The organism is Mycobacterium sp. IDUB_3 (genome assembly GCF_055419585.1).
In genome coordinates, this window is record NZ_JBVAXZ010000001.1 from 4048343 (window position 1) to 4061326 (window position 12984).

Below are 12984 nucleotides of genomic sequence, written 5' to 3' on the forward strand. Positions count from 1 at the left end.
CCATGCCGGACATGACGGCGCGGTCGGTGGTGCTCAGCGTGCTGCTCGGCGCTCACCCGGCGCACGCCCGGGCCAGCGAATTGGTCAGGCTCACCTCCGATTTCGGCATCAAGGAGTCGACGCTTCGGGTGGCGCTGACCCGCATGGTCGGTGCCGGCGACCTGATCCGCTCCGCCGACGGCTATCGGCTCTCCGATCGCCTGCTGGCCCGTCAGAAGCGCCAGGACGACGCCATCGACCCGCGGGTGCATCCCTGGAACGGCGAGTGGGTCACGCTGATCGTGACGAGCGTCGGAAATGACGCGCGCACCCGCGCGGCGCTGCGAACCACCTTGCACGACAAGCGCTTCGGTGAGCTTCGCGAAGGGGTGTGGATGCGGCCCGACAACATCGAGTCGGAGCCCGGGCCCGAGATCATCGCCCAGGCGAGGGTGCTGCGGGCGCGTGACGACGACCCCGCCGAGTTGGCCGCGCAGCTGTGGGACCTGCCCGACTGGGCCCAGACCGGCCATCAGCTGCTCGACGAGATGGCCACCGCACCAGACATTCCCGGCCGTTTTCTGGTGGCCGCGGCGACCGTGCGCCACCTTCTCGCCGACCCCGTGCTGCCCGACGAACTGCTGCCGGCCGACTGGCCCGGCGCCCGGTTGCGGGCGGCCTACCACGACTTCGCCGCTGAGCTGCTGCGGCGGCGTGAACCACTATTTGCGGAGGCGACATGAGTGAACCCGTGCGGATCGAGCGCAACGGCCCGGTGACCACGGTGATCATCGACCGGCCTGCGGCGCGTAACGCGGTCAACGGCCCGACGGCCGCCGCGCTGTATTCAGCGTTCGAGGAGTTCGACCGCGACGACACCGCGTCGGTGGCCGTGCTGTGGGGCGACAATGGAACCTTCTGCGCCGGAGCCGATTTGAAGGCGTTCGGTACGACCGATGCCAACGCCGTGCACCGCACCGGCCCGGGCCCGATGGGCCCGACGCGGATGGTGCTGTCCAAACCCGTCATCGCCGCGGTCAGCGGCTACGCAGTCGCCGGCGGCCTGGAACTGGCCATCTGGTGTGACCTGCGGGTGGCCGAGGAGGACGCGGTGTTCGGCGTGTTCTGCCGGCGCTGGGGCGTCCCCCTGATCGACGGGGGCACCGTCCGGCTGCCCCGGCTGATCGGGCACAGCCGCGCGATGGACATGATCCTCACCGGCCGCGCGGTGGCCGCCGACGAGGCCCTGACCATCGGATTGGCGAATCGGGTTGTGCCCAAGGGGCAGTCGCGCCAGGCCGCCGAGGAACTGGCGGCGCAACTGGCGGCGCTGCCGCAGCAGTGCCTGCGCTCCGACCGGCTCTCGGCGCTACACCAGTGGGGCGCAACCGAATCCGATGCGATCGACTTCGAATTCGCCAGCATCTCGCGGGTCGCCGCGGAAGCGAACGAAGGGGCAGGGCGCTTCGCGGCGGGCGCGGGACGGCACGGGGCGCCGGCCGGCTGACGGTCAGCTGCCCTTGTTGATCGTGTTGCTCTGGCCGATCTTGTCGACCTTGGGGTCACCGTCTTTGTAGGTGATGGTGTTGTTCATCCCCAGCACGGTGATGCGGGTGTTGACCTTGTCGAAGGTGATCTTGTTGTTGGTGCCGGTGACGGTGGCCGTCTCGCAGGTGCCGGTGATGGTCAGGGTGTTGTCCGAGCCGCCGACGTTCAGCGACTTTCCGCTGGCGCAGTCCAGGGTGGTGGTGGTGCCCATCGATCCGTAGTTGATCGTGTTGCCGATCTCGATGGACGCGGTGGTGCTCGCCCCGCTCGTTCCCGTCGTCGGCGCGGCGCCGGCACTGGTCGTCGCGCTGCTCTTCGTGGTGGTCGTCGAGGACCCCGCCGGCGGGTTGGCCGTCGAACTGCAGCCGGCCAGCACCAGGGCCGCGGTGGCCGGTGTCATGGCGAGCACGGCCAGGCGCAGCGAGCGGTCACGGATGTTGGCGGGCATGGTTCCTCGATTCTTGATCGGATGTTGTTGTGGTGCCGCGGTTTAGCCCGGCACCTGCTGGAGCCGGTTGGTCATGCCCAGTTCGCGGCCACGGTCCCACAGGGCGGGCTGACCGCTCTTGTAGAACACCGTCTGGTTGTAGCCGTACACGGTGATGTCGTGCGAGACCGAGTCGGCGATGACGGTGTTCGACGAACCCATCACCGTCACGGCGTAGCAGTTGCCCAGCGCGGTGACGTTGATGCCGGAGCCGTTGACCATGAGCGTGGCGTCGTTGCAGTCGATCGTCTGCTCGATGTCCTGCCCGATGACGTGGGTGTCACCGTTCTTGGCCTGCGCGACCCGCGGCGGGGTGGCGGCGCCGGCGACGACGGCGATGACACAGGTGGCCAGCGACCCGGCGACAGTCGTCCACTTCACTGCGGGCCCCCTCTTGGACGGGTCGGCTGCTCGAAACGAGGCAAGCATGACATTACGTGCATTTGCCTGCCCGATGGCAGACTTTATTTTCCTTTGCCGGGCGCTCGTATCCCCTCCGGGGAGCTTAAGGTCTGAACGGGCGTCAACTAGAGTCATTAGTTAACCGCAACCCGTGCACGCAATCGAAGGGCGACCGCCATGGCAGCTCCACCGGATCCGCCGTCGGTGGCCGGACGCCAGCGCGCGGGGCGCCCCGCCTCCCGTCCGGCCAAGCTCAGCCGGGAAGGGATCATCGACGGCGCCCTGACGTTCCTGGACCGCGAGGGCTGGGACGCGCTGACCATCAACGCGCTGGCGATGCAGTTGGGCACCAAGGGGCCGTCGCTGTACAACCACGTCGACAGCCTGGAAGACCTGCGGCGCGCGGTGCGGATCCGGGTCATCGACGACATCATCACGATGCTCAACCGGGTCGGCGAGGGCCGCGCCCGCGACGACGCGGTGCTGGTGATGGCCGGGGCCTACCGCAGCTACGCCCACCACCACCCGGGCCGCTACTCGGCCTTCACGCGGATGCCGTTCGGCGGTGACGATCCCGAGTACACCGCCGCCACCCGCGGCGCGGCCGCGCCGGTGATCGCGGTGCTGTCCTCGTACGGTCTGGACGGTGAGGCGGCCTTCCACGCGTCGCTGGAGTTCTGGTCGGCGCTGCATGGTTTTGTGTTGCTGGAGATGACGGGCGTGATGGACGAGATCGACACCGACGCGCTGTTCTCCGACATGGTGCTGCGGCTGGCGGCCGGCCTGGAAAGGCGCACCGCCACCGATGGCGCACGCTACTAGCCCGCCGTCGCTTTGACCTGCGAGACCGGCGGCGGGTATTGTGGTCCCTCGTGCCTGGCGGCTTACGGCGCCTAACCGTAAGGGAGTGAATGCCGGGCGAATTCGCGTGTCCACGGAGCATCGGACCAAGTCCGGTGCGCAGCGCATGCGACACACCCGGACGCGGGGTGATGCGGCCGGACATAACTGCAGTACACAGACTTGAAGACGCTAAGAAGTATGCCGAACACGAACACAGAAAGCCGGTAGATGCCAACCATTCAGCAGCTGGTCCGCAAGGGTCGCCGCGACAAGGTCGCCAAGGTCAAGACCGCGGCCCTGAAGGGCAGCCCGCAGCGCCGTGGCGTATGCACCCGCGTGTACACCACCACCCCGAAGAAGCCGAACTCGGCGCTTCGGAAGGTCGCCCGCGTGAAGCTGACGAGTCAGGTTGAGGTCACCGCCTACATCCCCGGCGAAGGCCACAACCTGCAGGAGCACTCGATGGTGCTGGTGCGCGGTGGTCGTGTGAAGGACCTGCCCGGTGTCCGGTACAAGATCATCCGCGGTTCGCTCGACACCCAGGGTGTCAAGAACCGCAAGCAGGCTCGCAGCCGTTACGGCGCCAAGAAGGAGAAGAGCTGATGCCGCGCAAGGGGCCCGCGCCGAAGCGTCCGTTGGTCAATGACCCGGTCTACGGGTCACAGCTGGTGACGCAGCTGGTGAACAAGGTTCTGCTGGACGGGAAGAAATCGCTGGCCGAACGCATTGTTTATGGTGCGCTCGAGAATGCCCGGGAAAAGACAGGTACCGACCCGGTGATCACGCTCAAGCGCGCGATGGACAACGTCAAGCCCTCCCTCGAGGTGCGCAGCCGCCGCGTCGGTGGTGCTACGTACCAGGTCCCCGTCGAGGTGCGTCCGGATCGTTCCGTGACGCTGGCACTGCGTTGGTTGGTCAGCTTCTCCAAGCAACGCCGCGAGAAGACCATGGTCGAGCGGCTGGCCAACGAGATCCTGGATGCCAGCAATGGCCTCGGTGCCGCCGTCAAGCGGCGCGAGGACACCCACAAGATGGCCGAGGCCAACCGCGCCTTCGCGCACTATCGCTGGTAGGGACTCCAACCGCGTCAAGGCAGGGTGGCCGGGCGCAAAGCGACAGCGAATAACCAAGCAATCGAAAGAGTGGGAAGACTTCTGTGGCACAGAAGGACGTGCTGACCGACCTCACCAAGGTCCGCAACATCGGCATCATGGCACACATCGACGCCGGCAAGACGACGACGACCGAGCGCATCCTCTACTACACCGGTATCAGCTACAAGATCGGTGAGGTGCACGACGGCGCCGCCACCATGGACTGGATGGAGCAGGAGCAGGAGCGGGGGATCACCATCACCTCCGCGGCTACCACCTGCTTCTGGAAAGACAACCAGATCAACATCATCGACACCCCCGGGCACGTCGACTTCACCGTCGAGGTGGAGCGCAGCCTGCGCGTGCTCGACGGTGCCGTGGCCGTCTTCGACGGCAAGGAGGGTGTCGAGCCGCAGTCCGAGCAGGTCTGGCGGCAGGCCGACAAGTACGACGTCCCGCGCATCTGCTTCGTCAACAAGATGGACAAGATCGGCGCCGACTTCTACTTCTCGGTGAAGACCATGGAGGAGCGCCTCGGCGCCAACGTGATCCCGATTCAGCTGCCCGTCGGCTCCGAGGGTGACTTCGAAGGCATCGTCGACCTGGTCGAGATGAACGCCAAGGTGTGGCGCGGTGAGACGAAGCTGGGCGAGACCTACGACACCATCGAGATCCCGGCCGAACTGGCCGAGAAGGCCGAGGAGTACCGCACCAAGCTGCTCGAGGCCGTCGCCGAGACGGACGAGGCGCTGCTGGAGAAGTACCTCGGCGGCGAAGAGCTCACGGTCGAAGAGATCAAGGGCGCCATCCGCAAGCTGACCATCAGCTCGGAGGCCTACCCGGTGCTGTGCGGCAGCGCGTTCAAGAACAAGGGTGTGCAGCCGATGCTGGACGCCGTCATCGACTACCTGCCCTCGCCGTTGGACGTGCCGCCGGCCGTGGGCCACGCGCCGGGCAAGGAGGACGAAGAGGTCACCCGCAACCCGTCGACCGACGAGCCGTTCTCCGCGCTGGCGTTCAAGGTCGCGACGCACCCGTTCTTCGGCAAGCTGACCTACGTCCGGGTGTACTCGGGCAAGGTCGACTCCGGCAGCCAGGTCATCAACGCCACCAAGGGCAAGAAGGAGCGGCTGGGCAAGCTGTTCCAGATGCACTCCAACAAGGAGAACCCGGTGGAGACGGCGTCGGCGGGTCACATCTATGCGGTGATCGGGCTGAAGGACACCACCACCGGTGACACCCTGAGCGACGCGAACCAGCAGGTCGTGCTGGAGTCGATGACGTTCCCCGACCCGGTGATCGAGGTGGCCATCGAGCCCAAGACCAAGAGCGACCAGGAGAAGCTGAGCCTGTCGATCCAGAAGCTCGCCGAGGAAGACCCGACCTTCAAGGTTCACCAGGACACAGAGACCGGCCAGACCGTGATCGGCGGGATGGGCGAGTTGCACCTGGACATCCTGGTGGACCGGATGCGCCGCGAGTTCAAGGTCGAGGCGAACGTCGGCAAGCCGCAGGTCGCCTACAAGGAGACCATCAAGCGGACGGTGGAAAAGGTCGAGTTCACCCACAAGAAGCAGACCGGCGGTTCCGGCCAGTTCGCCAAGGTGCTGATCAGCCTCGAACCGTTCCACGGCGAAGACGGTGCGACCTACGAGTTCGAGAACAAGGTCACCGGTGGACGTATCCCGCGTGAGTACATCCCGTCGGTGGACGCCGGCGCCCAGGACGCCATGCAGTACGGCGTGCTGGCCGGTTACCCGCTGGTCAACTTGAAGGTCACCCTGCTCGACGGAGCTTTCCACGAGGTCGACTCGTCGGAGATGGCGTTCAAGATCGCAGGTTCGCAGGTGCTGAAAAAGGCTGCGCAGCAAGCGCAGCCGGTCATCCTGGAACCGATCATGGCCGTCGAGGTCACCACGCCCGAGGACTACATGGGCGACGTGATCGGCGACCTGAACTCCCGCCGTGGCCAGATCCAGGCTATGGAGGAGCGGAGCGGTGCACGCGTCGTCAAGGCGCACGTGCCGCTGTCGGAGATGTTCGGCTACGTCGGCGACCTGCGGTCCAAGACCCAAGGCCGGGCGAACTACTCCATGGTCTTCGACTCGTACGCCGAAGTGCCGGCGAACGTGTCGAAGGAGATCATCGCGAAGGCGACGGGCCAGTAACGGCCAGCGGAGTAATCTTGCCGGGTCATTGGAATGCCTTGGGCGCGGCACAACTGAAAACACCAACACTGCTTTAACGAGCACCAACTAGTCCAGGAGGACACAGAAGTGGCGAAGGCGAAGTTCGAGCGGACGAAGCCGCACGTCAACATCGGGACCATCGGTCACGTTGACCACGGCAAGACCACGCTGACCGCGGCTATCACCAAGGTTCTGCATGACAAGTACCCCAACCTGAACGAGTCCCGCGCGTTCGACCAGATCGACAACGCCCCCGAGGAGCGTCAGCGCGGTATCACCATCAACATCTCCCACGTGGAGTACCAGACGGAGAAGCGTCACTACGCCCACGTCGACGCCCCGGGTCACGCCGACTACATCAAGAACATGATCACCGGTGCGGCCCAGATGGACGGCGCCATCCTGGTGGTGGCCGCCACCGACGGCCCGATGCCGCAGACGCGTGAGCACGTGCTGCTGGCCCGTCAGGTCGGCGTGCCCTACATCCTGGTCGCGCTGAACAAGGCCGACATGGTCGACGACGAGGAGCTGCTCGAGCTCGTCGAGCTGGAGGTCCGCGAACTGCTGGCCGCTCAGGAGTTCGACGAGGGGGCCCCGGTCATCCGAGTGTCGGCGCTGAAGGCGCTCGAGGGCGACGCCAAGTGGGTCGAGTCCGTCGAGCAGCTGATGGCTGCAGTCGACGAGTCGATCCCGGACCCGGTCCGCGAGACGGAGAAGCCGTTCCTGATGCCTGTCGAGGACGTCTTCACCATCACCGGTCGTGGCACGGTGGTCACCGGTCGTGTCGAGCGGGGCATCATCAACGTCAACGAAGAGGTCGAGATCGTCGGCATCAAGCCGACCAGCACCAAGACCACCGTCACCGGTGTGGAGATGTTCCGCAAGCTGCTCGACCAGGGTCAGGCCGGCGACAACGTCGGGCTGCTGCTCCGCGGTATCAAGCGTGAGGACGTCGAGCGCGGTCAGGTCGTGACCAAGCCCGGCACCACCACCCCGCACACCGAGTTCGAGGGCCAGGTCTACATCCTGTCCAAGGACGAGGGCGGCCGGCACACGCCGTTCTTCAACAACTACCGTCCGCAGTTCTACTTCCGCACCACCGACGTGACCGGTGTGGTGACGCTGCCGGAGGGCACCGAAATGGTGATGCCCGGTGACAACACCAACATCTCGGTGAAGCTGATCCAGCCCGTCGCCATGGACGACGGTCTGCGGTTCGCGATCCGTGAGGGTGGCCGCACCGTCGGCGCCGGCCGGGTCGTCAAGATCATCAAGTAGTTTCGACCACCGCAAAGCCCGGATTGCCGCTTCGGCAATCCGGGCTTTGTGCTTTCGGGCCGAACGTCGCCCGGAGCAACGCGGGAGAAATCATGCGGCAACCGCGGCGCCGGGTTTAGGATTTGCTCATAATTCTCCTGACCGTAGCGTTGCGGGGAGGTGCCGATGTCGTTCGTTCAGGCGACGCCCGAATTCATGGCGGCCGCTGCCGGGGATTTGGCCAGGATCGGGTCGACGATCAGCTCTGCCAACACCGCCGCGTTCGGTCCGACGTCGGACGTGCTGGCCCCCGGCGCCGACGAGGTGTCGGCGAGCATTGCCGCGCTGTTCGATGCGCACTCCCAGGTCTATCAGGCGCTCAGCGCCCAGGCGGCCGCGTTCCACAGCCAGTTCGTTCAGCTGATGAACGGCGGTGCGGCGCAGTACGCCTTCGCCGAGGCCGCCAACACCTCGCCCTTGCAGACCGCGGCGGGCCCGGCGTCGGTAGCCGCTCAGGTGCCGGCGGTGAGCGCCGGCGCCGTGGGTACGGCCGCGCCGACCGCGCCCGCGGGGCCCCTGGCCGCTGCGGTGGCGCCGGCTGCTGCCGCGGTGACGCCCGCACCGGCCGGCACGCCGGTCGCGGCGGCCCCGGCGGGGTCGGCGACGCTGGCCTCGGCCACCACGCCGGCCGGCGCGACGCGGGTGGTGACGCCGGCCTACGCGCCGGCAAGCTCGCCAGCCCCTGTGCAGCCGGCGGCCTCTGTCGCGACGCCGGCCGGAACCCCCGCCGCGGCGATGCAGACCGCGGTGCCGCCGCAGACCTCGCCGGCCTCCACGATGCCGGTGTCGGCGCGTACCGCTCCGCCCGCGCCGGCCGCGCAGCCGGCGCACCCGGCGCAACCGGCGGGCGCACCGGTCAAGCGGGTGCCGATCGTGCCCACCGAGTCGGTGTAGGCGACCGGGCGCGGTTTGCGCGTATCGCATTCGTCGCGGCACCCTTAGCGCTAATCTGACACGGATTCCCCAGTAAGCCGAGGAGGAGCATGTGTTAGCGCGCTACCTGAAGGCACAGTTGGTGGTTTTGTTGTGCGGCGGCCTGGTCGGACCGATCTTCCTGGTCGTGTACTTCACCCTCGGGCTCGACAGCCTGCTGCAGTGGATGTTCTACGTCGGCCTGCTGATCACCGTCGCCGACGTGCTGATCGCGATCGCCCTGGCGAACTACGGGGCCAAGTCGTCGGCCAAGGTGGCCGCGCTCGAGCAGAACGGGGTGCTGGCGCTCGCCCAGATCACCGGGATCACCGAGACAGGAACGTGGGTCAACAACCAGCAGGTCGTCAAGGTGCACCTGCACATCGCCGGCCCCGGACTCCTGCCGTTCGACAGCGAGGACCGGGTCATCGCCAGCGTCACCAGGCTCGGCAACCTCAACGCCCGCAAGGTGGTGGTGCTGGTCAACCCCACCACCAGCGAGTACCGAATCGACTGGGAGCGAAGCGCTTTGGTCAACGGCCTGGTGCCCGCCCAGTTCACCGTGGCCGAGGACAACAAAACCTACGACCTGAGCGGGCAGGCCGGCCCGTTGATGGAGATCCTGCAGATCCTCAAGGCCAACAACGTTGCGCTCAACCAGATGGTGGACATCCGGTCGAACCCGGCCCTGCGCGCCCAGATCCAGGCGGTGGTGCGCCGCGCGGTCGAACAGCAGGCCCCTGCGCCGCAGCCGGCGCCGGCCGCGGCGCCCGCGGCCGCGGCGGTCCTCACACCGCCCGAGCCGTCGATCGCCGCACGGCTGCAGGAGCTGCAGGATCTGCACGCCGGCGGGGCGCTGACCGACGCCGAATACACCAGCCGGCGCGCAGCGATCATCTCCGAAATCTGACCGCTCGCCCGGCACCGGCGGGTGAATTAGAACACGTTTCAGTTGCGCTGCTAGCCTGGCTTGGTCTATCGGCGGTCGAAGGGGTTACACGTGGCTGGACAGGCCGGATCACTGCAGGGGCGGGTCGCGTTCATCACCGGGGCCGCCCGCGGGCAGGGGCGCTCGCACGCGGTGCGGCTGGCCCGCGAGGGCGCCGACATCATCGCGCTGGACATCTGCGCGGCGGCATCCGCCAGCGTGACGTACACGCCGGCCACCCACGAAGACCTCGGCGAGACCGCACGACTGGTGGAGAACGAGGGCCGCAAGAGCCTGACCCGCGAGGTCGACGTCCGCGACGATGCCGCGCTGCGGGAGCTGGTGGCCGACGGGATCGAGCAGTTCGGCCGGCTCGACATCGTGGTGGCCAACGCCGGAGTGCTGAGCTGGGGCCGCATTTGGGAACTCACCGACGAGCAGTGGGACACCGTCATCGGCGTCAACCTGACCGGCACCTGGCGCACGCTGCGCGCCACCGTGCCCGCCATGATCGAGGCTGGAAACGGCGGATCCATCGTCGTGGTCAGCTCGTCGGCGGGCATCAAGGCCACTCCGGGCAACGGCCACTATTCGGCCAGCAAGCACGGGCTCACGGCGCTGACCAACACGCTGGCGATCGAGCTCGGCGAATTCGGCATCCGGGTCAACTCCATCCACCCGTACTCGGTGGACACCCCGATGATCGAACCCGAGGCGATGATGGAGATATTCGCCAAGCATCCCACGTTCGTGCACAGCTTTCCGCCAATGCCGGTGCAGCCCAACGGCTTCATGGCGGCTGACGAAGTGGCCGACGTGGTGGCCTGGCTCGCCGGCGACGGCTCGGGCACACTCACGGGCACCCAGATCCCCGTGGATAAGGGTGCCCTAAAGTACTGACCCCCCATCGTGCTAAGAACTCCACGTGAGTAGTGACGCAAGCGCGAACAACGGAATCGTGATCGTCGGCGGCGGATTGGCCGCCGCCCGCACCGCCGAGCAGCTGCGGCGCTCGGAGTATTCCGGGCCCATCACGATCGTCAGCGACGAGGTGCATCTGCCCTACGACCGCCCGCCGCTGTCCAAAGAGGTGCTGCGCAAAGAGGTCGACGACACCGCGCTCAAACCGCGCGAGTGGTACGACGAGAACGGCATCACCCTGCGACTGGGGTCGGCCGCGAGCAGCCTGGACACCGCGGCGCAGACCGTGACTCTCGACGACGGCACCGCGCTGCGCTACGACGAACTCGTGATCGCCACAGGCCTGGTGCCCCGGCGCATCCCGGCGATCCCGGACCTCGAGGGCATCCGCGTGCTGCGGACCTTCGACGAAAGCATGGCGCTGCGCAAGCATGCGTCCGCGGCCCAGCGCGCCGTCGTCATCGGCGCCGGGTTCATCGGCTGCGAGGTGGCGGCCAGCCTGCGCAGCCTGGGCGTGGACGTGGCGCTGGTTGAGCCGCAGCCGACGCCGCTGGCCGCGGTGCTCGGAGAGCAAATCGGCGAGCTGGTGGCCCGGCTGCACCGTGCCGAAGGCGTCGACGTTCGCCTCGGGGTCGGGGTGACGGAGGTGCGCGGCGACTCACGCGTCGAGGCGGTGGTCCTGAGCGACGGCACCGAACTGCCGGCCGACATCGTGGTCGTGGGCATCGGGTCACGCCCGGCGACCGAATGGCTCGAGGGCAGTGGGGTCCAGGTCGACAACGGCGTCATCTGCGACGAGGCCGGCCGCACCAGCGCACCGAATGTGTGGGCACTCGGCGACGTCGCCTCATGGCGTGACGCGACGGGACATCAAGGGCGCGTGGAACATTGGAGCAACGTCGCCGATCAGGCCCGCGCCGTCGTGCCCGCGATGCTCGGCGAGGACGTGGCGCCGATCGTCGTCGTCCCGTACTTCTGGAGCGACCAGTACGACGTCAAGATCCAGTGCCTGGGCGAGCCGGAGGCCGACGACATCGTCCACGTCGTCGAGGACGACGGCCGCAAGTTCCTGGCCTACTACGAACGCGACGGCGCCCTGGTCGGGGTGGTCGGCGGCGGGATGCCCGGCAAGGTCATGAAGGCCCGCGCCAAGATCGCCGCGGCCGTGCCCATCACCGAAATGCTGGGCTGAGCAATATCTTTCGCATCCGGGCTAGCCGACGGCGGCGGCGTACCGCTCGCTGGGGAGCTCGGTGTTGCGGATCACCGTGGCGAGCTGCTCGGCGATACCCGGCGCGGTGACGATCGTCGACGCGGAGCTGTGGGTGTGCGGGTTCCCCTGCGCGTCGGTGAGCTGCGCTCCGGCCTCGAGGGCGATCAGCGTCCCCGCGGCGGTGTCCCATGGTTTGTTGGACATCATCACGCAGGCGTCCAGCGCGCCCTCGGCGACGAAGGCGAGGTCGAGCGTCGCTGCCCCGATCATCCGGATGCGCTCGACGCGGGGCACCAGCTCGGTGGTGAGCGCCAGCCGGTGCTGATTGAGCCGGCCGGCGTCGTGGCCGACGGCGTAGTCGCCGAGGGACACGATGGCTTCGCTGAGGCTCTGGGTGGCACTGGCGGTGATCCGCTGCCCATTCATGAACGCGCCTTTGCCCTCGATGGCGTGGTAGGTCTTGCCGATCAGGGGAGCGTGGGTGACGGCCACCACGGCGCGACCGGCGTGCAGCAGGGCCAGCGATACCGCGCACAGCGGCAGGCCGTGGACGAAGTTGGACGTCCCGTCGATGGGGTCGAGAACCCAGAGCCACTCGGACGTTTCGATCTCCGGCTGCTGCTCGGACTCCTCGGCCAGTAGCGCGATATCGGGTGTGGTCTGGGCGAGGTAGGCGGCGATGTCGCGCTGGATTGTGAGGTCGACATCGGTGACCGTGTCGCGGTCACCCTTGTGCTGCACCGAGCTCGGTTGCGACTTCTTCAGCGTGGTGGCACCGATTTGTGTTGCCTGCCAAGCTATTTCGAAAAGTTCTTGCATTGTCTTCATGGGACAGGTCTGCCTCGCTTCCGGTATTGGCGTGCGTTCGGCGTTTGTCGAGCATAAGGGATCGGCGAATTCGCGTAGCGCGCGCCCCGTTGAACGTCCGCGCGCCCCGTTGAACACGGGGAGATCGAAAGCACTTAGACCACCGAGATTTTCGCTCGGTTACCCCGTCCGCCTGGTGGTTCGGCGCGAATTGGTCATACGCCACAGCCCAATTCGATGGTGACACACCTCACTGGACGCATCTGTCCGGAAAGGTCATCGTGCGCAACGTCCAGCGCTGTAGTCGGTGTCACAAAATTGCCATCACCAGCAACGCCAAACGC

General features: G+C 67.1%; 14 protein-coding genes. 11 read left to right on the forward strand and 3 right to left on the reverse strand.

Annotation, left to right across the window (positions count from 1 at the left end):
* Positions 1-2 precede the first annotated feature (2 nt).
* On the forward strand, positions 3-722 hold the full coding sequence (locus ACZYVJ_RS18800) for a PaaX family transcriptional regulator C-terminal domain-containing protein (protein ID WP_463832397.1): 720 nt from the start codon (positions 3-5) through the stop codon (positions 720-722).
* Entirely contained in the window at positions 719-1486 is a 768-nt protein-coding gene (locus ACZYVJ_RS18805) for a crotonase/enoyl-CoA hydratase family protein (RefSeq protein ID WP_463832398.1), read from the forward strand. The genes ACZYVJ_RS18800 and ACZYVJ_RS18805 overlap by 4 nt, the downstream gene beginning before the upstream one ends.
* A 3-nt stretch (positions 1487-1489) precedes the next feature.
* On the opposite strand, the gene ACZYVJ_RS18810 is transcribed toward ACZYVJ_RS18805, so the two are convergent.
* Together ACZYVJ_RS18810 and ACZYVJ_RS18815 are read right to left on the reverse strand one after the other, a co-directional pair.
* The gene (locus ACZYVJ_RS18810) at positions 1490-1975 is read right to left on the reverse strand and encodes a DUF3060 domain-containing protein (protein ID WP_463832399.1); all 486 of its coding nucleotides are present in this window, start codon (positions 1973-1975) and stop codon (positions 1490-1492) included.
* Positions 1976-2017: 42 nt separating this feature from the next.
* Positions 2018-2395, reverse strand: a complete 378-nt coding sequence (locus ACZYVJ_RS18815) for a DUF3060 domain-containing protein (protein ID WP_463832400.1) — start codon at positions 2393-2395, stop codon at positions 2018-2020.
* Positions 2396-2593: 198 nt separating this feature from the next.
* On the opposite strand from ACZYVJ_RS18815, the gene ACZYVJ_RS18820 reads away from it, so the two are divergent.
* The 9 genes from ACZYVJ_RS18820 to ACZYVJ_RS18860 all read left to right on the forward strand — a co-directional run bounded on the left by ACZYVJ_RS18820 (position 2594) and on the right by ACZYVJ_RS18860 (position 11812).
* The gene (locus ACZYVJ_RS18820; RefSeq protein WP_463832401.1) at positions 2594-3238 is read left to right on the forward strand and encodes a TetR/AcrR family transcriptional regulator; all 645 of its coding nucleotides are present in this window, start codon (positions 2594-2596) and stop codon (positions 3236-3238) included.
* Between the two features lie 249 nt (positions 3239-3487).
* A complete protein-coding gene (gene rpsL, locus ACZYVJ_RS18825) occupies positions 3488-3862 on the forward strand; it encodes a 30S ribosomal protein S12 (RefSeq protein WP_007767794.1) in 375 nt (124 codons plus the stop codon).
* Positions 3862-4332 carry a 30S ribosomal protein S7 gene (gene rpsG, locus ACZYVJ_RS18830; protein WP_007767793.1) on the forward strand — a complete coding sequence of 157 codons (471 nt, stop codon included), beginning with the start codon at positions 3862-3864 and terminating at the stop codon, positions 4330-4332. Before rpsL ends, rpsG begins: the two co-directional genes overlap by 1 nt.
* An 83-nt stretch (positions 4333-4415) precedes the next feature.
* Positions 4416-6521, forward strand: a complete 2106-nt coding sequence (gene fusA, locus ACZYVJ_RS18835) for an elongation factor G (protein ID WP_463832403.1) — start codon at positions 4416-4418, stop codon at positions 6519-6521.
* A 108-nt stretch (positions 6522-6629) separates the two neighbouring features.
* Positions 6630-7820, forward strand: coding sequence for an elongation factor Tu (gene tuf / locus ACZYVJ_RS18840; protein ID WP_463832404.1), 1191 nt, complete (start codon positions 6630-6632; stop codon positions 7818-7820).
* Positions 7821-7985: 165 nt separating this feature from the next.
* The gene (locus ACZYVJ_RS18845; RefSeq protein ID WP_463832405.1) at positions 7986-8753 is read left to right on the forward strand and encodes a PE family protein; all 768 of its coding nucleotides are present in this window, start codon (positions 7986-7988) and stop codon (positions 8751-8753) included.
* A 91-nt stretch (positions 8754-8844) separates the two neighbouring features.
* Positions 8845-9681: an SHOCT domain-containing protein gene (locus tag ACZYVJ_RS18850; protein ID WP_463832406.1), complete on the forward strand. Its 837-nt coding sequence runs from the start codon at positions 8845-8847 to the stop codon at positions 9679-9681.
* Positions 9682-9771: 90 nt separating this feature from the next.
* On the forward strand, positions 9772-10599 hold the full coding sequence (locus ACZYVJ_RS18855; protein ID WP_463832408.1) for a mycofactocin-coupled SDR family oxidoreductase: 828 nt from the start codon (positions 9772-9774) through the stop codon (positions 10597-10599).
* A 25-nt stretch (positions 10600-10624) separates the two neighbouring features.
* Positions 10625-11812 carry an NAD(P)/FAD-dependent oxidoreductase gene (locus ACZYVJ_RS18860; protein ID WP_463832409.1) on the forward strand — a complete coding sequence of 396 codons (1188 nt, stop codon included), beginning with the start codon at positions 10625-10627 and terminating at the stop codon, positions 11810-11812.
* Between the two features lie 21 nt (positions 11813-11833).
* Here ACZYVJ_RS18860 and ACZYVJ_RS18865 read toward each other — a convergent pair whose 3' ends face one another.
* Entirely contained in the window at positions 11834-12661 is an 828-nt protein-coding gene (locus tag ACZYVJ_RS18865; protein ID WP_463832410.1) for an inositol monophosphatase family protein, read from the reverse strand.
* Positions 12662-12984 lie beyond the last annotated feature (323 nt).